This window comes from Candidatus Palauibacter polyketidifaciens (assembly GCF_947581785.1).
Lineage (GTDB): Bacteria > Gemmatimonadota > Gemmatimonadetes > Palauibacterales > Palauibacteraceae > Palauibacter > Palauibacter polyketidifaciens.
Genome location: NZ_CANPVO010000015.1, coordinates 182,270 through 203,528, shown reverse-complemented (window position 1 = coordinate 203,528; position 21,259 = coordinate 182,270). Strand labels below are relative to the sequence as shown.

Below are 21,259 nucleotides of genomic sequence, written 5' to 3'. Positions count from 1 at the left end.
CTTCAGATAAAGGACGGTCGTATACGAAGCACCAACGGATCTCACTGCTACAAGGAGAGTGATCCATGTTGTTCAGGTTGTCAGGACGGCGGAAGCGCGCGAGCGCGCTGGCCGCCACGGCAGTGAGCGCCTGGCTCTTTATCGGCGCGGCCCCGCTGCTCGCTCAGGGAGCGATCTCGGGGACGGTGACCGACGCGGAGTCGCTGGCCCCGGTGGCCGGCGCGCAGGTGTTCGTTGCGGGAACGGTGATCGGTGGGCTGACAGGTCTGGAGGGCACGTACCGGTTGGACGGCGTACCGGCGGGCGAGCAGACCGTGACGGTCCGCCTGATCGGCTACCGGGAGCTGTCGCAGACGGTGACGGTGGCGTCGGGTCAGGTGGCGACGGCGGACTTCTCCGTGGAGCAGACGGCGCTTCGCCTACAGGACATCGTCGTAACGGGGGTGGTGGGCGAGACGCCACAGGTGAAGCTCCCGTTCACGGTGGAGCGGCTGTCGGCGCAGGACCTTCCGGTCCCGGCGGCGGACGCTTCCTCGCTGTTGGCGGGTAAGGCCGCGGGCGTGTCCGTCATCTCCGCTTCGGGCCAGCCGGGCCAGCCGGCCTCGATCATGCTTCGCGGCCCGACGTCGATCAACGCGGACGGACGGAGTACGTCACCGCTGATCGTGATCGACGGCGTGATCCAGTCCGAGGGCGCATCGCTTTCGGACGTGGGCGCGCTGGACATCGACCACGTGGAGATCGTGAAGGGCGCGGCGGCGGCGTCGCTGTACGGTTCGCGAGCGCAGAACGGCGTGATCGAGATCACGACGAAGCGCGGCACGGACCTGCAGACGAACTCGCTGAACGTCCTCGCGCGTGGCGAGTACGGCCTGGGCCAACTGGTCGGTGACATCGGCCTCGTGCGTTCGCATCCGTACACCATGAACGCGTCCGGCACGAAGTTCATCGATTCGCAGGGCAACGAGGTCGACTTCCGCGACCTCAATCGGCAGGGGTTCGGCTCGGCGCTGCTCTACAACCAGATCAATCCGGGCGAGCCGGGCACCACATCCACCGCGTTCGCGAACCAGGCGTTCCCGGGCGAACTGTTCGACCACATGGACACGTTCTTCGATCCCGGCGAGACGATGGACCTCTACGGCGCGGTGACGGGCCGTTTCGGCGAGTCGAGCTTCCGGGTGAGCGTGGACCAGTTCCGCGAGGCGGGTGTAGTGAGCTGCTCGCAGTGCATCGACAACCTCGCCACGCTCAACGCGGATCGCGTCGCGCAGGGCCTGTCGGCCTTCAACGTCGGCGTTCCGAACGACGAAGGGTTCGAGCGACAGAACGTACGCCTGAACGTCGACACGCGCTTCGGCGATCTCGACATCGCGGCGAGCGGCTTCTACTCGCGCTCCGACCAGGACGACAAGGCGGTCACGACAGGCGCCTTCTCGCGGCTCACCTTCATGTCGCCCGCGATCGAACTGACGGGCGTGTCGCCGTTCGACGGATACCCCGACATCGACGCGGATCCGCAGTCGATCGAGGCGAACCCGCTCTACCTGCTCGCGGTGAACGACAGTCGGGACAAGCGCACGCGGACGATGGGTTCCGTGGACCTCAACTTCTCGCCCGCGGCCATCGACTGGCTGACGCTTGAGGCGAACGCCTCCTTCGACCGGACGGACTTCAGCGATTACACGATCCGGCCCAAGAACGAGCGGACGTCAAGCGCCAGCGGCACGGGCGAACTCACCGGCGGCAGTCTGCGCGAGTTCAACTTCACCGATGAGGCGATCAATGCGTCCGTGACGCTCGGCGCGAGCCGGACGTTCATGGACGGCGACGTCACGGTGCGCGCGAAGGCCCGCTACCTCATCGAAGACCAGAGCTTCAAGTCGAACGGCGTGTTCGGCAGCCGCTTTTCGGTGCAGGATGTGCCGAACTTCGGCGCGATCATCGGTGAGACCAGCGGCGAAAACCAGGTCCGCTCGATCAAGGCGGAGGGGCTGTTCGGGATCGCGAGCGTCGACTACCAGGGCCGCTACATCCTCGACGGCCTGATCCGTCGCGACGGCTCCTCTCTGTTCGGGCCCGATGAGCGGTGGCAGACGTACTACCGTGGCTCGGTCGCGTGGCGGGTGACGCAGGAAGACTTCTGGAACATCGACGCGATCGATGAATTGAAGCTGCGCTTCTCGCTGGGTACGGCGGGCGGCCGCCCGAACTTCTATGCCCAGTACGAGACGTTCGGCGTCGCACAGGGCGCGATCTTCCCGATCAACCTCGGGAACCGGGCGCTGAAGCCGGAGTTCACGACGGAGCGCGAAGCGGGGCTCAACTTCGTGTTCTTCGAGAACCTCGGTCTCGACCTGACGTACGCCTGGCAGACGACCGACGACCAGCTGCTGCAGGTTCCGCAGGCGGCGTTCGTGGGCTTCTCGAACCAGTGGCAGAACGCGGGCGAGATCGCGGCGCAGACGTACGAGATCTCGCTGCGCTACGCGGCGATCGACGAGCAGGATATGGGCCTGCAGTTCCGGCTGAACTGGGACCGGACCCAGCAGGAGATCACGCGTCTGGACGTTCCCGACTACACGGTATCGACCTACTACGTTTCCGAGGGTCGTCCGCTGGGCGAGATGTGGGGCGAAGTCCTGGCCACGAGCTGTGCGGACCTTGCGCCGGTCGGCGTGTCGGCTTCCGACTGCAGCGCCAACTTCCAGGTCAACGACGACGGCCTTCTCGTCTACACCGGCGGGCACAACCACACGGAAGGCTTCACGAAGAAGCTGTGGGGCACGCAGGGGACCGTGTCCACTCCGGACGGCGACCGCACTTACAGGTGGGGACACCCCTTCATGGTGCAGGACTACTCGCCGGCCTGCGTCTCCAAGAATCCGGGCGACTATATGGAGAAGTGCCGGCTGACGGACTTCCTCCCGTTCGGGAACACGACGCCGGATTTCAGCGCTTCGTTCGCGACGAACTTCCGGTATCGGAACCTCAGCCTGAACGCGCTCCTCGAGTCGTCGGTGGGTCACTCGATCTACAACAACACGGCGCAGTGGGCGCTTCGCGAACTGCGGGGCGAGGACGTGGACCAGACGGGCAAGCCGCTCGAACTGAACAAGCCGACCGGCTACGCCTCGGTCATCTACAACGTCGGGTCGGACAACTCCTGGTTCCGCGAGGACGGCGACTGGCTCAAGGTCCGTGAGCTGTCGCTCGGCTACACGCTGCCGGCATCGCTCACCTCGTCCGTGTTCGGAGACGTGTTCGACCGGGTCACGCTGAATGCGATCGGACGCAACCTGTTCACGTTCACCGCATACCGCGGGTACGATCCCGAAGTCGGGCGAGACGGCGGGGAGGTCGGAAGCGCGACCTTGAACCGCTACGACAGCTTCGGTTACCCGAATTTCCGAACGTTCACCTTCTCGGCGGAACTCGTCTTCTGACGCCCTCCAGGAACGGGGGTTCGGATTGACATGGATTTGAGTAATGGAGGGGTCATGAAAAGGAAGCTGACGCTGCCTGCCATTGCGCTGGCGCTGACGGTCGGCTTTACGGGTTGCGACCTCGCAGTCGACAACCTGAACGAGCCGGACCGTGCGCGAGCCCTGGCGGGCCCGGACGATGTGGAGACGCTCATCGCGAGCTCCTACCTCAAGGTCTGGGAAATCGGGCACTACTGGAACAACGCGAACTTCGCCTTCAACCACATGTCGAGTCGCCACACGGCGACGTGGGGCAACATGGGGATGAACGACCTCGGCCGTGAGCCCCGCGAGCCGCTGCCGAACTCGGCTTCGTACAGTCCGTCGTACATCTTCGAGGCGAACTGGGGTGACGCCTACGGCGGCATCTCGGCGGCCTCGGACGGGATCCGGGCCCTCGACGAGGGACTGGAGATCGGCCCCGGAGGCGAGCGTAACGTGCGCGCACGAACGTTCGCGATGGCGAGTCAGGCCATACTGAACTGCCTGCTCTCGCTTTGGTACGATCAGGCCTTCATCGTCGACGAGACAGTGGATCTGACGGGCGAGCTGGACACGGTGGACTATAACGCCGTCTATCAGTACGCCGTTCAACGGCTCGATGCGGCGGAGTCTGCCGCCCGCTCGTCCTCGTTCACGCTCCCGGAAACGTGGATCAACGGGAATCCCTGGGACAACAACCAGTTCGCCGACTACCTGGTGAGCTGGAAAGCGCGCTGTGCGGCCAACCTGCCGCGGACGGATGCGGAGGCTGCGGGCGTGAGCTGGGGCAAGGTCATTTCGGATGCCGAGAACGGCATTCGCGAACTCGTGGCCATCGGCGAGGACCGCTCCTCAGGCACTCCATGGTGGAGCGGCATCAAGATCTTCATGCAGGAGAACCGGACCTGGCACCGGATGCACATGGACTGGGTCGGCATGGCGGATCAGAGCGGCCAGTATCAGGACTGGCTCACGTTCCCCACGGAGCAGCGGACGGCACGCGAGATGACGTTCGGGGACGACAAGCGGTTCCCGGCGGTCAACGAGCACGGTACGCTCGGGGAGCCGGTGAGCCCTTCGGCGGCCTCGTACGGCCCGCGGCACCGGTACAACGCGACGATCATCTTCCGGCCGGAGCGCGGAACGTACCGGCAGTCGCACTACGGCGACTCGCGATACGACGACTACACGCTGAGCTGCAGCCGCTGCGAGTTCGGCGCGATGGAGTCCATGACGCACCAGGAGATGGACGCCTACGTCGCGGAAGCCCATTACCGCATGGGGAACTTTGGAGCCGCCGCTGACATCGTGAACAAGACGCGCATGGAGGCGGGCCTGCCGCCCGCGCCGTCGAACCCGACGGACGCGGTGCCGACCAACGCGGCGGGCGAGTGCACGCCGCGGAAGCGGTACGATGTGCAGGGCCGTTGCGGGAACCTGCGCGACGCGATGTGGTTCGAGCACTTCGAGAACGTGTTCAACGTGTTCGGCGGACTCGAGTTCTGGCACGGACGGCGTAACGACATCATGCCGGCGGGGAGTGCCCTGCAACTGCCGATCCCGGCCGCGGATCTCGAGGTGCTGCAGCGGGACATCTACACCTTCGGCGGGGGGGAGGCGAGTTCGGCCGGCAATCCCATCCCGCCCGCGATCGTGCCGGGCAGTCTCGACGCTGCGCTGCTGCGTGCGGCGTACTCCCTGGAGCGTATCCAGAGGAGTCTCGCGACTGAGAGCCGGGCGGCAAACGCCGATCTCGTAGTCCGTTAGCGGAGGATCCGTGCGGGGGTGCCCGCGGGGGTCTTTGGGGCTGGCGGCGGAGGCCACCGGTTCGTCCCGGTGGCCTCCGCGCATCCCGGACTCGGCGTGTCAGAAAAGGCGGACTTCGGACGTTTCCTCGTTGTGCGGCGGTCGTCCGCCCCACTAGCTTCCGGCCGCGGAGAACGACCCCCGAGCAAGAGTACAGAGGCATACATGAGATTGAGAGCGAGACTGAGGGCCACGCACTTCCTGGCGACATGTGCGATCCTGATCGGTTTGGCCGGGGTGTCGGCGACCGGGTGTCTGGACCTCACCGTCGGGCCCACGGTTCCGTCCGTCGATTCGACGGAAGACACCGCGCTCGATGAGCCGGGCAACACGAATCCGGGGAACAACATCGTCCCGATCCTCCCGGAGAGTCGTTAGCGATTCGGCGCCCGGCGCGCCTTGAAGGGGTCCGATCGGCCATCCTCCGGTGTCCCATCCTCCGGTACCGACGTCTCGCTGCGGGAGGTTGCCCTCGGGATGGGATCGAATCTGGGTTCTCGCATCGACCATCTGCGCGCCGCCGCGCGGCGTCTGGCGAAGGCGGTGCTTGTCGAACCCCGGTTCTCCAGGGTCTATGAGACCGCGCCCGCGTACGGCCTGGACCAACCCGCCTACCTGAACGCCTGCTGCGTGGGATGGACCCGTCTTGAGCCCGGCGCTCTGCTCGTCTCCCTCAAGGAGCTCGAATCGAACGCGGGACGCGACCCGGACGCGCCGAGATTCTCCTCCCGCCCTCTCGATCTCGACATCCTTCTCTACGCGGACGAGATTTCGGAGACACCGCGCCTGACGATTCCACACGCCGCCCTCGCGGAGCGGGCCTTCGTTCTCCTGCCGCTGGCGGAGGTCGCCGGCGCCTGGCGACATCCCGCGCTCGGGCGCTCGATCGCCGAGTTGGCGGCCGCTATCGAACCGGAGGGTGTCGCCGTCACGGATCTGCGCCTGACCGGTGCTTCCGATGGAGGCCCATGAGCCGCAGGACTCTGGAAGTTCAGGTTACCGGAAGCGGGAGCTACCCGATTCACATCGAACCGGGCCTGCTCGCCGAAGCGGCGTCGGTCTGCCGACGACACGCGCCGGCGCACCGGTATGCCGTGATCGCGGATTCCCAGGTCGCGCGGCTCTATGGCGCCGGGGTCGTTTCCGGTCTGGAGGATGCCGGTCTCGCCGCCGATCTCTTCCCGTTCCCCGCGGGCGAGTGGAACAAGAGCCGGGAGCAGTGGGCGGCTCTGAGCGATCGCATGCTTCACGCGCGGTTCGGCCGCGATTCCGCCGTCGTCGCGCTCGGAGGCGGCGTGGCGGGCGATCTGGCGGGTTTCGTCGCGGCCACGTACATGCGCGGCGTCCCCGTCATTCAGATTCCCACGACGCTTCTGGCCATGCTGGACAGTTCGGTGGGAGGGAAGACGGGGGTCGATACCGAAGCGGGCAAGAATCTGATCGGGGCTTTCCATCACCCATCGGCCGTACTCATCGATCCCGCCGTGCTCGAGACGCTGCCGCGGCACCAGCGCAGCGCCGGGTTGGCGGAGGCCATGAAGACGGCGGCGATCCTCGATGTGGAACTATGGGACTGGATGGTGCGCGGGTCTTCGGCGTTGTCGAGCGGCGACCCGGACGCATCCGCGGAGCTCATCGAGCGCGTCGCGCGGCACAAGGCGGAGGTGGTCGGCGACGATCCGCTGGAGCGCGGCCGCCGCGAGATCCTGAATTTCGGACACACCGTCGGCCACGCGCTGGAAGCTCTCGAGGGTTACAGGCTCCTCCACGGCGAGGCCGTCGCCGCGGGCATGCGCGTCGAATCGCGCCTCGGGGAACTGCTCGGGATTACGGAGCAGGGAACCTCCGAACGGCTCGCCGCGCTGCTGGAGGCGTGCGGGCTCGGCGGCGACTGGGAGACCGACCGCGAGCCAACCGAGATCCGGGATGCGATGTCGAAGGACAAGAAGGCGCGTCAGGCTCGGATCCGCTGCGTATTCCTATCGCACCTCGGCGAGGTGGCCACCGACGCGGATGGACGACACAGCTTCGCTCTCGCCGAGGAAGATCTCGCAGAACCTCTCGCAACGGCTTTACGACCGGCCCGGGGCGTTTGACATTGTCGGCGACCGTAACGGAAAGCGCCCGGGGCTCGCAGACCCATTTACCGACCGGCACGAAGTGATCCCAGCCGAACCGTCACCGACCGCCGCGCTCAGCGTCGCCGACCTCTTCGCCCGACACGCGGAGTTGAGCCCGCACGCGCCCTGCATACGGGCGCGGGACGGGTCGTGGAGCTATTCCCGTGTCGCGGCGCAGGCGCGCGCGCTGGCCGTGGGGCTCCACCGCCTGGGGGTCGAACCCGGCGACCGCGTCGCGGTCCAGCTGCCCAACTGGCCCGAATTCGTGATCTCGGCCCTCGCGGTCGCGGAGGCGGGCGCCGTCCTCGTGCCCATCGGTCCAAACTGTTCGGCGCGCGAGTTGCGTTTCACGCTGCGGAATTCCGAGGCCGCCGTCGCGATCTCGGCCGAGAACTGGGACGGTGTGGACTATCTGCAGCGCTTCGAGAACCTCCTTACGCGGCTGCCGGACCTCCAGTACGTGGTGACGGTCGGAGAGGAGGACCTCTGGTACGACGACCGGATCTTCCAGTTCGAGGACCTCATCGCGAGCGGCCGCGGCCGGGAATTCGCGCCGACGGAGGTGGACCCGCAGCGGGATCCGTGCGCGATCCTGTACACGCCCGGGACGACGGGGGCTCCGAAGGGGGTCGTCCTCACGCACGACAACCTGGTGCGGACCGCCCTCGCCACGGCGGCGCGGCTGGGGTTGGACGGCGACGATCGAACGCTGTGCATCGTCCCGCTGCCCAACATCTTCGGGCTCACCGCCCTGCTCATGACGCTCGGCACCGGCGGGACGCTCGTGCTGCAGGAGACCTTCGACGCGGCGGTCGCGCTCGCACTCGCGCGGGAGCACGAGGCCACGGTCGTCCACGGCGTCCCGACCATGTTCGTGATGCTGCTGCGGGCGCTGGAACGCGGCGGGGTCCGGCCCGACTCCCTGCGCACCGGGGTCATCGCGGGCGCCCCGGTCGGCGCCGACCTGGTGCGCGACGTGCGCCGACGCCTGATCCCCGATCTCGAAAGCGCCTACGGCCTCACCGAGACCTCCCCCACGGTCTCGATCACGACCCCGTCGGATCCCGAGGCGAAACGGGCCCACACGGTGGGCCGCCCGCTCAAGGGGGTCGAACTCAAGGTGCTTGACGAGGCGGACGCGGAGCTCCCCATCGAGTCCGTCGGTGAGCTCGCCGTGCGCGGTTTCAACGTGATGCGGGAGTACTTCCATCAGCCCGGCCGGACCCGGAAAACCATGACGGAAGACGGCTTCCTCAAGACCGGCGACCTTGCGATGGTCGACCCCGAGGGTTACCTGCATATCGTCGGCCGCCTGAGCGACGTGATTCTTCGCGGGGGTAACAGCGTTCACCCCGCCGAAATCGAAGCGCAGCTCCGGTCCCACCCCGCGGTGGAAGAAGCGGTGGTTCTCGGGATCCCCAACGACGTGCTGGGTGAACTCATCTGCGCCTGCGTGGTCACCGCCGAAGGGGCCCTGATCACGGCCGACGAAATCCGGGATTTCTGCCACGAATCTCTGGCAGAGCACAGAGTGCCGGATCTCATTCACTTTCTGGATGAGCTTCCGGAGGCCTCCAGCGCACAAGCGCGCCGCGTGAGTCTGGCCCGCATCGTACGCGCCGAGGCCGACTAGACCAGATCGCCGCGGCGGTCGTCGGGCAAAGCGGCCCGCGATCGGACCGGCGAGAACGCGAACGGCTGTCCGTAGACCCCTCTCACCATCCCCCCCGCCACCGGGGGCGAGGCAGAGGGGCCACCTCGGACCGTTCGCGGCAAACGAACGGACAAGAGGGACATGAACGACATGTATACGCGGGCGCCTCACCGGCGCCCCTCCGCCGATATGGCAGACGCCGCGGCGCTTCTCATCGACTTCGACAACGTGACCATGGGGATCCGGTCCAACCTGGGACAGGAACTCCGGAACTTCCTCGATTCGGACATCATCCGCGGCAAGGTGGCCGTCCAGCGAGCGTACGCGGACTGGCGACGCTACCCCCAGTACATCGTGCCGCTCTCCGAGTCCTCCGTCGACCTCATCTTCGCGCCCGCCTACGGGTCGTCGAAGAAGAACGCGACCGACATCCGGCTCGCGATCGACGCGCTCGAACTGGTGTTCACGCGCCCCGAGATCGGAACCTTCATCCTCCTCTCCGGGGACTCCGACTTTTCGAGCCTCGTGCTGAAACTCAAGGAGTACGGGAAGTACGTGATCGGCGTGGGGCTCCAGGAGTCCACTTCGGACATCCTCGTCCAGAACTGCGACGAGTACTACAGCTACAACCGACTGTCCGGGCTCACGGCGGCCGACGAACTCCAGACCGAGAAACACGACCCGTGGGAGTTGACGAGCAGGGCCGTCGCGCGCATGGCGGAGCGCGGCGATGTCATGCGGTCGGATCGCCTCAAGCAGGTGATGCTGGAGATGGACCCGGGCTTCGACGAGAAGACGGCCGGTTTCTCCCGATTCAATCGATTTCTGAGCGAAGCGGCCAAACGCAATCGAATCGTGCTGCAGAAGCGGGAAAACGGCCAGTACGATGTCGGCCTGCCGTCCGGCGCGGCGTCGGCGGCGGGCGGCGACCCGGTTTCCTCCCGGGGGGAGGCCGCGACGGCGAAGAGCCGCAGTCGGCGCGGCCGTCGCGGTGGCCGCGGCCGCGCGTCCGCTCCGAAAGCCCCGGAAGAACGCGCACCCGCGAAGGCCGGGAAACCTTCGGCAAAGACGACGGACTCCTCCGCAGCCGCCGTCGAAGGTGCTTACGAGGCGCTGAAGCGCGCGGTGGCCGAACTCTCCCGGGACGGAGCCCCGGTCCGCGATTCCATGGCCAAGCGCAAGCTCCTGCAGTACGACGCCGCTTTCGATGAGGGCGTCTTCGGCTTCAGCAAGTTCAGCCTGTTCCTGCGGGCGGCGCACGACGCGGGCGTTGTCCGGATGTCCCGGCACGAGGACGGCAATCACTATCTGACCGCGACGGCCGCCCCGGCCGCCCCGGCCGTGCCCGCGCGCAAGGCGGAGCCAGCGCCGGACGGGAGCCCGGACGAGGCGGGTGGGCGGTCTCCCCTGTCCGCTGCGGCGAGGGCCGCGCGCAAGACGCTCGACCGCCTCCGGCGCGGGCCGGCACCCCGCCACGAGGCGGCGTCCCCGGGCAAGCCGGCGTCCCGCAGCGAGGCAGCGCCCCGTAGCGAGCCGGCACCCCGTAGCAAGCCGGCACCCCGGCAAGAGCCGGTGCCTCGGAGTGCGCCGTCGTCCCGGGCGGCCGGTGCGGACGCGCCGGGTCAGCGGAAAAGGCCGGCTCAGCAGCGGAAGGCGGAGTCGGCTCGACCCGAACGAGGCGGTAAGGACCCGTCCGGCGCGCGGGGCGCGAAGACAGCCGCGAAGGGTCGGGCGGATCAGGGCCCGGCGGACCAGGGTCGGCCGGATCGGCGAGGTGGCAGCTCCGCCGAGCGCCGCCGCCAGCCGAAGGCGCGCGAACAGCGGAAGCGGGATGCGGGGCCGAATCGCGAGGAAGCGGCGCCGAAGCAGCCCGCGGCGTCCGCGCCGAAGCGCGAGCCGGAGACCCGGGACAGCCAGCCGAGCGCCCGGGAGAAGACATCTTCCCGGCGAACGCTGGGACGTTACCGGTCGGGGTCCCGCGGGCGGACGGCTGCGCCGAGCGCGGCGAAGAAGGGGGGGGCGCCTCGCATCGGCCTGGTCGCCGATGACGAAGCGGCCGGGGGAGAGGCAAAGAAAGACGCAAAGATCGAGGACGTTCCGACTCGCGACAGGCCTGCGGCGCGCAAGACCGGAGGGGCCGGCAAGTCGGCCGGCGGAACCGCAAAGCCGGCTGCGAGGTCGGCCGCGAAACCGGCCGGAGGGCCCATCGGGCACATGGTCCGCAACTATGCGGGCGTGGGGAAGCGGACCGCGGAGGTGCTCTTCGACCATTTCGGCGACCGCGTCTTCGACGTCATCGACTCCGAGCCGGCGCGCTTGACGGAAGTGCTCTCGGAGGGCCGGGCGAAGGTGGTTCGCGAAGCCCGGCGCGCAGAGCTGGAGAGCTGAACGACGCGGCCGGTTCGGGCCTCGGGTCCGGACCGATCGACGCCGACTTCCTCGCTCGCCCCGCCGTCGAGGTGGCCCGGGCGCTGCTCGGCTGCACGGTGCGCTCCGACTGCGCCGACGGGCGGACGGTCGGCCGGATCGTCGAGACGGAAGCCTACACCGGACCCGAGGACGACGCCTGCCACGCGGCCGAGCGGATCGGCCGCACCGCGCGCAACGCGCCGCTGTTCGGACCTCCGGGCACCGCGTACATCCACCGGAACTACGGTATCCACTGGCTCCTGAACGTGGTCACGGGACCGGAAGGCTTCCCGGCCGGCGTCCTCCTGCGAGCCGTCGAGCCGACCGCGGGTCTCGACGTCATGCGCCGCCGTCGCGGTCGCGCCGAACTCACCAATGGCCCGGCCCGCCTCACCCAGGCGCTCGGAGTAGGCCCCGAGATGCAGGGGCATCGGCTCGACCATCCTCCGCTCTCCCTGCATTGGGGAGAATCCGTCCCGGAGGCTGCCGTGCGGGTCACGACGCGGATCGGGATCTCGCGCGCGGCGGACCAACCCCTCAGGTTCTACGATCGACGGAGCCGCTGGGTCTCGAAGCGCTGAGAGGGGAGGAGCTGAATGGCCGAAATCGCTCTGCAGGAAGTCGGTACGTACGGCTTCGCCTCGCTTCTCCCCCCCTTGCTGGCCATCGGACTCGCGATCTACACGCGCCAGGTCTTTCTCTCCCTGGCGGCCGGCATCTGGCTCGGCCACACGATACTCGCCGGCTGGAACCCGGCCGCGGGCGCCGCGGGGGCGATCGATGGCGCGATCGGCGTGCTCGGCGACGCGGGCAACGCGCGGGTCATCGTCTTCACGTTCCTCATCGGCGCCCTCATCGCCACGGTGGAGGCGAACGGCGGCATGCGGGGCTTCGTGCGCTGGGTCGAGGAGGCCCGATGGGTGACGAATGCCCGGCGCGCGCAGATCATGGCCTGGCTGATCGGGATCGTCGTCTTCATCGAATCGAATCTCACGATCCTCGTCGCGGGCTCCGTGTCCCGGCCCCTCTTCGACCGTTTCCGGATCTCGCGGGAGAAGCTGGCCTACATCGTCGACTCGACCTCGGCGCCCGTCTGCATCCTCATTCCGTTCAACGCGTGGGGCGCGCTGGTCCTGGGGATTCTGACGGAGCAGGGCGTAGGCAACCCGCTCGGTGTCTTTCTCATTGCGATTCCGCTCAACCTCTATGCCGTCGTGGCTCTCGTGCTCGCGGGCCTGACCGCCTTCCGGGGCTGGAACTGGGGCCCGATGAAGAAGGCCGAGGCGCGCACGCAGGACGGGCGTCTCCACTGGGACCATGCCGTGGCGCTCGCGGACCCGGAGGAGATCGCGCCGCCGCCGGCCGAGGGCGTCGTCCTCAAGCCTCGCAACATGCTGATCCCGATCGCGGCGATGGTCGTCTCCATGCCCGTGTTCATGTGGGTGACGGGTGGCGGCGACATCAGGGAGGGTTCGGGCTCGACGAGCGTCTTGTGGGCCGTGATCGTCGGGCTGGGGCTCGCCTGGGTTCTCGCGCTCGCCCACCGCTCACTCAATCTGGAGGGCCTGAGTCGAGTGGGACTGAAGGGGGCGGGGGCGCTCACCGGAATGGCGGTCGTGCTCTGGCTCGCGCTGTCGCTCGGCGACGTGACGAGGTCGCTGGGGACCGGTCTCTATGCGGCGGGCATCGTCGGAGACACCTTCCCGCTCATGGCGCTGCTGCCGCTGGTGTTCGTCGTCACGGGCGGGATCGCCTTCGCCACCGGGAGCAGCTGGGGGACCTTCGCGATCATGCTCGCGGTGGCCATACCGCTCGCGAACGCCCTCGGCCTGCCGCCCGCGCCGTTCGTGGCGGTGGTGCTGTCGGGCGGCATCTTCGGTGACCACTGCAGCCCGATCAGCGATACGACGATCATCGCCTCGCTCGCGTCGGCCACCGATCACATCGAGCACGTCCGCACGCAGATTCCCTATGCGCTCGTCGCGGGAGGGATCGCGACCGCTGGCTTCGCCGTCGTCGGAGCGCTGATGTGAAGCACGTCCTGCCCGTCTCGTGGACGGAGAGCGCCGGACGCGGGCGCGTCGGCGGAGTGGCCCTGCCGGAACTCGCCGCGCGATTCGGGACGCCGCTGATCGTCGTCGACGAGGGCCACCTGGAGGATCGCCTCGCCCGCTTTCGCGCCGCTTTCGGAGCGGACGCCGGACTGACGTACGCCGGCAAGGCCTTCCTGTGCGGGGCCCTCGCGCGGCTCCTGGACCGGGAGGGCTGGCTGGTGGATGTCGTCTCCGGCGGGGAACTCGAACTTGTGCGGCGCGCCGGCTTCCCGGGACGAAACGTCATCCTGCACGGGAACGCAAAGTCGGCCTCCGAGTTGGAACGAGCCATCGTCTACGGCGTGGGACGGATCGTCATCGACCATCCGGACGAAATCGGGGGTCTGCGGAAAGCCTCGGCCGCGACCGGTGCCGACCATCGTCCCGACCTGCTCCTGCGGCTGAACGTGGACCTGACCCCGGAGACGCACGAGAAGGTGCGAACCGTGGGGCCGGGCACGCATTTCGGGATGTCGCCGTCCCTCGCGGCGTCCGTCGCGCGCCGGATCGCGGGCGCGGGTGAGTGGCGCCTGGCGGGGGTCCACATCCACGCGGGCAGCCAGATTCGGGATCCCGCGCTCTTCTCCCGGGTCGCGGAGGCGGCGGTGGGTTTCGTGGCGCCGCTGCGGCGCTGTTTTCCGGGGACGGTCGATCTGGATCTCGGGGGAGGGCTCGCGGCGCCCTATCGCGCCGGGGAGGAGGTGCCCTCGCCCCGGGAGTACGCCGAGGCGCTGGAGGCCGGCCTGCGCCGGTCCGAGGCAGAGGCGCGGCTTGGCGCGTACCGGCTCATCGTCGAACCGGGCCGGTCCGTGATCGCGAACGCCGGTCTCACCCTCTACACGGTTCACGCGCGCAAGCGCCTCGAAGGGGCGGGGGAGGCGCTGGCCGTGGACGGCGGGCTCTCCGATAACCCGCGCCCGTCGCTGTACGGCGCGAGCTACGAGGTGCTCAACGCATCGCGCGGGCGCGGCGAGGCCGAGCGGTCCTTCCGGGTCGTGGGAAGGCACTGCGAGTCGGGCGATGTGATCGCGCCGGCGGCGACGCTGCCGGGCGACACGGCCGTAGGCGACGTGCTCGCCATCCCGGGCACCGGCGCCTACGTGTTCGCGATGTCGAGCCGGTACAACGGGGTCGGACGCCCCGCCGTCGTCTTCGTGCGGGCCGGAAGGGCGCGGGAGGTGGTTCGCCGCGAGACGGACGACGACCTCATGGCGTGCGACCTCTCACTCGGCGGTCCGGCCGTCGGCCCGCTGCGCTCCGCGACACAGGAGGCTGTACGCACATGAGTCAGGAAGGGCACCCCTTCGCCCAACTCGGTCTCTCCCCCGACCTCGTCGAGGCCGTGGCAAGGGCGGGCTACGTCGAGCCCACCGGGATCCAGCGCCAGGCGATCCCCGCCATCCTCGCCGGCCGCGACGTGCTTGGCACCGCCCACACGGGTACCGGCAAGACGGCGGCCTTCACCCTCCCGGCCGTGCAGAGGCTTGTGGCCACGGAGTCGTCCACCGCCCCGCGGGGCCTCGTCATCACGCCGACGCGGGAACTGGCGCAGCAGGTCGGGGCGGCGGTCACGACATACGGCGCGTCGTCCTCCATCGAGTCCGTCGTCGTCCACGGCGGCACCCCGCTCGGGCCCGAGAAGGCGGAACTCTCGTTCGGGTGCGACGTGCTCGTCGCCACGCCGGGTCGGTTGCTGGACCACATCAAGCGCGGGAACGCGGACCTGTCCCGCGTCCAGGTCCTCGTGCTCGACGAAGCCGACCGCATGCTCGACATGGGGTTCATCGACGACGTGAAGGAGATCGTTCGCCACACGCCGGACGACCGGCAGACGCTCCTCTTCTCGGCGACGATGCCGGACGGCGTCCGCTGGCTCGCCCATCAACTGATGACTGACCCCGAGGAGGTACAGGTCGGTCGGGAGACCGCGGCGGAGGGCATCCGCCAGGTTCTCCATCCGGTGGACTGGTCGCAGAAGCATGCCCTCCTTCACCACCTGCTCGGCGAGTGGCCGGAGGGGCAGGTGCTCGTCTTCACGCGGACGCGGGTGACGGCGACCTACCTCGCCGACTATCTGCGGTCGCACGACGTCGCCGTGGCGGGGTTGCACGGCGGCAAGCACCAGGACCAGCGCGACAAGGCGCTGCGCCGGTTCCGCGAAGGCTCGATCCGCGTCCTCGTCGCCACCAACGTGGCCGCGAGAGGCCTGGATATCCGCGGCATCCGCCACGTGGTGAACTTCGACGTGCCCGAAGACCCCAGAGACTACGTGCACCGCGTCGGCCGCACCGCGCGCGGCGACGACACCGGCGACGCCATCACGCTCATGGCCTCGAGCGACTGGGTCGAGATCAGAGCGATCGAGCGCCTCCTGGGCGACACGATCGAGCGGCGCGTCATCCCGGGTTTCGAACCCGATGTGGAGCCGCCGCCCCCGGAGGCGCCGGAGGTCGAGCGCCCCGAGCCCACGGCCCTGAGGCGCGGGATCCGACGCCGGCGATAGCCTCGGCCCGGCTTTCGCCACGTGCATGGCGGGGTCCATATTCGGCTGTCGGCTCGCTCGGTTCCTATCCGGAGGATTCCATGATGTCTGTCGCTTTCGGCTCCCGCCCCCCCTGCAGCGTCGCGGCGCCCCGCGTCGCGCTCGCAGTGCTGCTGCTCCTGACTCTGCCCCCGATCGTCGAAGCCCAGCGCACCGCCAAGCCGGTTCTGCACGGGCGCCACTGGATGGCGATCACCGGCAAGCCGCTTGGCGCCACCGCCGGGGCGCGCATGTTCCACCAGGGCGGAAACGCGGTGGACGCGGCCGCCGCCATGCTCGCCGCGACCTCCACCATGTGGGACGTGCTCTCGTGGGGAGGGGAGACGCAGGCGCTCGTCTATCATCCGGGAGAACAGCGCGTCATCGGCGTCAACGCGCTCGGCGTGGCGCCGACCGGCGCAACCCCCGACCACTATCGCGCGGAGGGACACGAGAACTTTCCGCCCGAGGTCGGTCCGCTGTCTGCCGTGACCCCCGGCACGCCCGGCGGGCTCATGACGATGCTCGCCGAATGGGGCCGGCTGAGCCTCGCCGACGTGCTTCAGCCCTCGATCGAGATGGCGGAGGGATACCCGATCGAAGCGGACGCGGCGCGCCGCATCCGGAATTCGGCGGACGACATTCGGCAGTGGCCGTCGTCCATGGCTGTCTACTTCACCCACCCGGACGACGTGGAGAACCCGGGCCCGCGGGAGGGCGAGGTCTTCCGGCAGCCCGGTCTCAAGCGGACGCTCGAACGCCTCGTGGAAGCCGAAGCCGAGGCGCTGGCGGGAGGCGCCAGCCGCAAGGAGGCGATCCAGGCCGCCTACGACGCCTTCTACCGGGGCGACATCGCGGCGGACTTCGTCGCGGGCGCGCAGGCGGCCGGCGCGCTCATCACGATGGAGGACATGGCGAACTGGCAGGTCCACCTGGAGGAACCCGTCACCGCGAATTACAAGGGGATCGACGTCTACAAGCTCACGACGTGGGTCCAGGGACCCGTGATGCTGCAGGCGCTCAACATGGCCGAGCAACTCGACCTGCAAGCCATGGGATACAACAGCGCGAACTACCTCCACGCGCTCTATCAGGTGATGAACCTCTCCTTCGCCGACCGCGACTTCTACTACGGGGACCCCTACTTCCCGCCCGCGGAGCCGATCGAGGGACTCCTTTCGAAGGACTACGCACGGGCCCGGCTCGAAACCATCGAATGGGACCGGAACGATCCGAACGCAGGGCCCGGCGATCCCTATCCCTTCCAGGGGGAGGAGAACCCCTTCGCCGACCTGCTCGAGCGCTGGGGGACGCGGGCCGCCGTCACGACGGAACAGGGGGTCGAACTGTCGCTGGAGGACCACGCGACACTCGATGAAGACTTCTATCTCGGCACGACCTCCGTACAGGCGGCGGACGCCGAGGGCTGGGTCGTTTCCATCACGCCCTCCGGCGGCTGGATCCCCGCCGTCGTCGCCGGGGAGACGGGGATCGGGCTCTCGCAGCGGGCCCAGAGCTTCGTCCTCGACGAGGCGGACAACCCGTACAACGTGATCGAGCCCGGAAAGCGCCCGCGCGCCACGCTCACGCCGGGCATGGCGCTCAAGGACGGCCGTCCGTTCCTCTCGTTCGCCGTCCAGGGCGGCGACGGGCAGGACCAGAATCTGCTCCAGTTCTTCCTGAACGTGGTCGAGTGGGACATGAACGTGCAGCAGGCGGTCGAGGCGCCGAACATGAACAGCTTCCAGATGCGCGGTTCGTTCGGCCAGCACGAGACGCGCCCGGGGCGGATGCTCCTGCAGGACGCGACGCCGCCCTGGATCCGCTCCGCGCTGGAGTCGATGGGATACGACCTGACCTTCGCGGAGCGCACGTCGGGGCCGATCAACGCGATCTTCTTCGACTGGGAGAACGACGCCTTCTGGGGTGGATCGAGCCACCACGGCGACGACTACGGCATCGCATGGTGACGGCTCGCTATTCGCCGCGCTCCATCACATCGAACAGATCGTAGCGCCCCGGTAGACGCTCGCGGCCGGTCGCGCCGTCGGCTCCGCCGCGGGGACCGCCCCCGTCCCCTTCGGCGGGCCGGAGTTCGCCGGGGTCCGCGGGTCGCCGCAGGTGCCAGTCCGTTGCGCGCTGATACGCCGCGATGACGGCGAGCAGGTGGTGCTCCGCGTAGGGTTCCGCGCCGAACATGCCGCCGATGGGCCTCGGGTATCCCGTCGATCCGGCCTCGAACCCGATCGGGAAGCCGATGAGCGGCAGCCCCACCATGTCGAAGGGGTAGGGCGCGGTCTGCGTCACCAGGTCGCAGCGGCCGAACACCTCGTCAAGGACCTCCTTCAGGAGGACGAGCCGGGCCCGCGAGCCCCGCACGTACTCCGCCGCGGGAAGGAGCAGCCCGTTGATCCATGGCGCGAGCGAGACGCCGAACTTCCTCACGTCATCCCGAAGGTGTTCGAGGAAGATCTCCGAGCGCTCGGGGAGCCGCACGTTGTTGAAGTTGAAGCTCGTCAACGCCTCCCAGTGGGTGGGGAAGTCGAGTTCGACGATTTCCGCTCCCATCTCCTCGAGGGTCGCGAGCATGCGCCGCCGCGCCTCCACCGTCGCGACCTCGCGACGGTACGCCGCCTGCGTCCGCTCCCGCCGCGGGAACGAACTCCCGATGCGGTCGATATCGGGGTCCGGGTCAGGCCCGGGATCTTCCGGCGGCTCGGGCTCGTCGAGAAAGCCGGGCAGGACGCCGATCCGCACCGGCCCTCCGCGCTCTGGATGCGTGAGCCCGCCGGCATCCTCGCGTACGGCCCCCAGGTAATCCGGGACCGGCGGGAGACCGAGGGACCGGGGGTCCGCGGGGTCCGGTCCCGCCATGATCTGCAGCATCAGCGCGGCATCGACCGCGTCCCTGGCCAGGGGACCCGGGTGATCCCGCGTGTAGGTGAGAGGGAGGATGCCGTGCAGCGAGACCCGGCCCATCGTCGGCTTGATCCCCGTCAGGCCCTGGGCGTTCGAGGGGTTCGTGATCGAGCCGCCCGTCTGCGTCCCGGTGCTTGACGCGGCCATGCGCGCGGCGACGGCCGTCGCCGATCCGCTCGAGGACCCGCCGGGGCTCACATCGTCGTGGTGAGGTGCCCACGCGTTCGCTGTCGTGCGCTCTCCGTTGGGGGTCGAGGCGGCCGTCGTCGCGAGCGGTCCCATCTGCGTCTTGCCGAGCAGGATCGCGCCCGCGTCGCGAAGCCGGGCCCACGAGGTCGCGTCAAAGTCCGGTACGAAGTCCTCGAAGATGAACGAGTTCGCCGTCGTGCGGACCCCGGCCGTGAAGTAGTTGTCCTTGATCGCGAGCGGCACGCCCGTCAGCGGCGCCCGGCCGCGCGTCCGGTCGGCGGTCCGGGCCGCCTCGAGCGCGCCCCGCGAAGCCACGGTGTTGAACGCCTGATAGCGGGCGTCCCAGCGGCCGATCCGCGCGAGATACGCCTCCACGAGTTCGACCGCGCCGACGTCGCCGTCGCGAAGGAGTCGCGCCGCCTCGGCGAGCGTGAATTCGGTCAGCTCCGCAGGTTGCGGACGGCCCGCCGGCGGGAGGTTCAGCTCGTCAGGGTGTCCGGCCACGACCCGGCTGCTCGCTCGGGTCTCGCCGGGGAATCGGGACCCCGCGTTGGCGATCGCGCCCAGCGTTGCAGGCGTCGCCACGGCCGTCGCGGTCAGCGCCGTCATCCGCTCGAGGAAGCGGCGCCGGTTCACCTCACCCACGGTTCCACGCGCTCACTTCGGCGGGATAGATGGCGGGCGCCGGCCCCATCGGGTCGAACTCGAAATCGGCGATCGCGCCGGGCGTCGACCGCAGGAAGCGCCGCGCGGACGCCATGATGCGGCGTTGGTCGGCCGGCGCATCCTCGTCGTCGGCGGGAAGCACGGAGAGATCGACCCCGAGCAGCGCGAGGCGCGTGTGGATGTACGCGTCGAGTTGTTCGTCCGTCACCTCCTGCGATGACGTGACCGAACGCGGCGGAGCGGGTCGGCGGGCCATGGCGCCTCCGTTGGGAAGAGGTTCGGAAGGATCATGACTTCGATGATCGCCGCGCGCCACCGTCGCCCGTTCCTCGAGCGCCAGAGGGATTTGCCGCGAACCCGAAGCCGCACTAACCTTCACGAAGACGGATGCAGGGCCATATTTCTTGAGCCAACAATTGCCCATAGAGTCTCCGATCCGGAGGCGGACGTCATGCCCTGCGGGGACGGCGAAAACCGATGGGAGGGGCCGAACCGTGTTGCGGAGGGCTTCAAGAAATCACCTTGCATCCGATTCTACAGGGGGGGTGACCCACGGGTCGCCCCTTTTGCATCCCGGGCGGGACGGGGCGACGCCCGGCGGTACGGGGCGGCGACATGTTTCTTGAACTCGCTGAGGTCCTGGACTGTCCCGACTGCGATGAGTCGGTCGGGCTCGTCACCTTCGTCGACCGGGCGGAGTCGCGTCGCGTGGTCGAGGGACGGCTGGGCTGCCCCCTGTGCGAGATCGAGGTGCCCATCCGTCGCGGGACGATGCGGTTCGATCTTTCCGATGCCGCACGACGCGCCACGCCGCCCGCCGGGACGGAGCACCCCGCCGGGGAGACCGCTCCGGAGGCGCCACTGCGACTCGCGGCGCTGCTGGGCGTGAGCGACCGGACAGGCATGGTGGTGCTCCTCGGCCCCCGGCTCGCCGCGCACGCCGCTGCGATCGCCCGCCTCGGAGACCGTCTCGAGGTACTTGTCTGGCTGACGGACGCCGCCGACCGTTCCCCCTCGGGCGCCGCGGTCGTCGAGGATCTCGTTGCCGGCGTCGATCCCCTCCTGGGCGCCGCGCCGAACCGCTGGCCGATCCGCTCCGGTGCACTGCACGGCATCGCGCTCGCCGCTCCCATCGCGCTACCACTATCCGAGATCACGCGTTGCGCCCGGCCCGGCGCGCGCCTCGTCGTGGAGACGCCGACCCCCGCGGATCTCGACGCGCTCGCCGCGTCGGAGTTCACGGAGGTCGCCTCCGACGCCACCGTCTGGGTCGGTGAACGGAGTCAGCAAGTTGCCACGGCTTGACAAGAAAGTTGCCACAGCTTGACAAGACGCTATAATTCCCTGTTGTCGCCAGATGTGTGGGGAATGTGTGGAAGGTCGTTGAGTGAGATGTAAGATCCAGCTCGCTCGGG

The 21,259-nt window shown here is 68.8% G+C and carries 15 protein-coding genes; 13 read left to right on the top strand and 2 right to left on the bottom strand.

Annotated features, from left to right (window positions below):
* The first annotated feature begins 65 nt into the window (after positions 1-65).
* The 12 genes from RN729_RS04455 to RN729_RS04400 all read left to right on the top strand — a co-directional run bounded on the left by RN729_RS04455 (position 66) and on the right by RN729_RS04400 (position 18,040).
* Complete coding sequence (locus RN729_RS04455) at positions 66-3,446, top strand: SusC/RagA family TonB-linked outer membrane protein (protein ID WP_310782475.1); 3,381 nt, start codon at positions 66-68, stop codon at positions 3,444-3,446.
* A gap of 54 nt (positions 3,447-3,500) precedes the next feature.
* Positions 3,501-5,234: a hypothetical protein gene (locus RN729_RS04450; protein WP_310782474.1), complete on the top strand. Its 1,734-nt coding sequence runs from the start codon at positions 3,501-3,503 to the stop codon at positions 5,232-5,234.
* Between the two features lie 204 nt (positions 5,235-5,438).
* On the top strand, positions 5,439-5,651 hold the full coding sequence (locus tag RN729_RS04445) for a hypothetical protein (RefSeq protein WP_310782473.1): 213 nt from the start codon (positions 5,439-5,441) through the stop codon (positions 5,649-5,651).
* A gap of 99 nt (positions 5,652-5,750) precedes the next feature.
* Entirely contained in the window at positions 5,751-6,245 is a 495-nt protein-coding gene (gene folK / locus RN729_RS04440) for a 2-amino-4-hydroxy-6-hydroxymethyldihydropteridine diphosphokinase (RefSeq protein WP_310782472.1), read from the top strand.
* The gene (aroB, locus tag RN729_RS04435; protein ID WP_310782471.1) at positions 6,242-7,369 is read left to right on the top strand and encodes a 3-dehydroquinate synthase; all 1,128 of its coding nucleotides are present in this window, start codon (positions 6,242-6,244) and stop codon (positions 7,367-7,369) included. Before folK ends, aroB begins: the two co-directional genes overlap by 4 nt.
* A gap of 64 nt (positions 7,370-7,433) precedes the next feature.
* Entirely contained in the window at positions 7,434-9,026 is a 1,593-nt protein-coding gene (locus tag RN729_RS04430) for a class I adenylate-forming enzyme family protein (protein ID WP_310782470.1), read from the top strand.
* 162 nt (positions 9,027-9,188) lie between these two features.
* Positions 9,189-11,435: an NYN domain-containing protein gene (locus RN729_RS04425; protein ID WP_310782469.1), complete on the top strand. Its 2,247-nt coding sequence runs from the start codon at positions 9,189-9,191 to the stop codon at positions 11,433-11,435.
* The gene (locus RN729_RS04420; protein ID WP_310782598.1) at positions 11,432-12,037 is read left to right on the top strand and encodes a DNA-3-methyladenine glycosylase; all 606 of its coding nucleotides are present in this window, start codon (positions 11,432-11,434) and stop codon (positions 12,035-12,037) included. Before RN729_RS04425 ends, RN729_RS04420 begins: the two co-directional genes overlap by 4 nt.
* Positions 12,038-12,052: 15 nt before the next feature.
* Entirely contained in the window at positions 12,053-13,489 is a 1,437-nt protein-coding gene (locus tag RN729_RS04415; RefSeq protein ID WP_310782468.1) for a Na+/H+ antiporter NhaC family protein, read from the top strand.
* Entirely contained in the window at positions 13,486-14,835 is a 1,350-nt protein-coding gene (gene lysA, locus RN729_RS04410) for a diaminopimelate decarboxylase (protein ID WP_310782467.1), read from the top strand. The genes RN729_RS04415 and lysA overlap by 4 nt, the downstream gene beginning before the upstream one ends.
* A complete protein-coding gene (locus RN729_RS04405; protein ID WP_310782466.1) occupies positions 14,832-16,052 on the top strand; it encodes a DEAD/DEAH box helicase in 1,221 nt (406 codons plus the stop codon). Before lysA ends, RN729_RS04405 begins: the two co-directional genes overlap by 4 nt.
* Positions 16,053-16,132: 80 nt before the next feature.
* Positions 16,133-18,040: a gamma-glutamyltransferase gene (locus RN729_RS04400; protein ID WP_310782465.1), complete on the top strand. Its 1,908-nt coding sequence runs from the start codon at positions 16,133-16,135 to the stop codon at positions 18,038-18,040.
* Positions 18,041-18,047: 7 nt separating this feature from the next.
* On the opposite strand, the gene RN729_RS04395 is transcribed toward RN729_RS04400, so the two are convergent.
* A complete protein-coding gene (locus RN729_RS04395) occupies positions 18,048-19,823 on the bottom strand; it encodes an amidase (protein WP_310782464.1) in 1,776 nt (591 codons plus the stop codon).
* Complete coding sequence (locus tag RN729_RS04390; protein WP_310782463.1) at positions 19,816-20,100, bottom strand: hypothetical protein; 285 nt, start codon at positions 20,098-20,100, stop codon at positions 19,816-19,818. The genes RN729_RS04395 and RN729_RS04390 overlap by 8 nt, the downstream gene beginning before the upstream one ends.
* A gap of 359 nt (positions 20,101-20,459) precedes the next feature.
* Between RN729_RS04390 and RN729_RS04385 the strand changes: the two genes are divergently transcribed.
* Positions 20,460-21,149 (top strand): hypothetical protein, encoded by a 690-nt coding sequence (locus RN729_RS04385; RefSeq protein ID WP_310782462.1) that lies wholly within the window; start codon positions 20,460-20,462, stop codon positions 21,147-21,149.
* The last annotated feature ends 110 nt before the right edge of the window (positions 21,150-21,259 follow it).

Excerpts from the sequence above, each read along its gene's own strand:
- RN729_RS04455 (WP_310782475.1), top strand. The coding sequence starts at position 66 with ATGTTGTTCAGGTTGTCAGGACGGCGGAAGCGCGCGAGCGCGCTGGCC.
- RN729_RS04450 (WP_310782474.1), top strand. The coding sequence starts at position 3,501 with ATGAAAAGGAAGCTGACGCTGCCTGCCATTGCGCTGGCGCTGACGGTC.
- RN729_RS04445 (WP_310782473.1), top strand. The coding sequence starts at position 5,439 with ATGAGATTGAGAGCGAGACTGAGGGCCACGCACTTCCTGGCGACATGT.
- folK (WP_310782472.1), top strand. The coding sequence starts at position 5,751 with ATGGGATCGAATCTGGGTTCTCGCATCGACCATCTGCGCGCCGCCGCG.
- aroB (WP_310782471.1), top strand. The coding sequence starts at position 6,242 with ATGAGCCGCAGGACTCTGGAAGTTCAGGTTACCGGAAGCGGGAGCTAC.
- RN729_RS04425 (WP_310782469.1), top strand. The coding sequence starts at position 9,189 with ATGAACGACATGTATACGCGGGCGCCTCACCGGCGCCCCTCCGCCGAT.
- RN729_RS04415 (WP_310782468.1), top strand. The coding sequence starts at position 12,053 with ATGGCCGAAATCGCTCTGCAGGAAGTCGGTACGTACGGCTTCGCCTCG.
- RN729_RS04405 (WP_310782466.1), top strand. The coding sequence starts at position 14,832 with ATGAGTCAGGAAGGGCACCCCTTCGCCCAACTCGGTCTCTCCCCCGAC.
- RN729_RS04400 (WP_310782465.1), top strand. The coding sequence starts at position 16,133 with ATGATGTCTGTCGCTTTCGGCTCCCGCCCCCCCTGCAGCGTCGCGGCG.
- RN729_RS04390 (WP_310782463.1), bottom strand. The coding sequence starts at position 20,100 with ATGGCCCGCCGACCCGCTCCGCCGCGTTCGGTCACGTCATCGCAGGAG.
- RN729_RS04385 (WP_310782462.1), top strand. The coding sequence starts at position 20,460 with ATGTTTCTTGAACTCGCTGAGGTCCTGGACTGTCCCGACTGCGATGAG.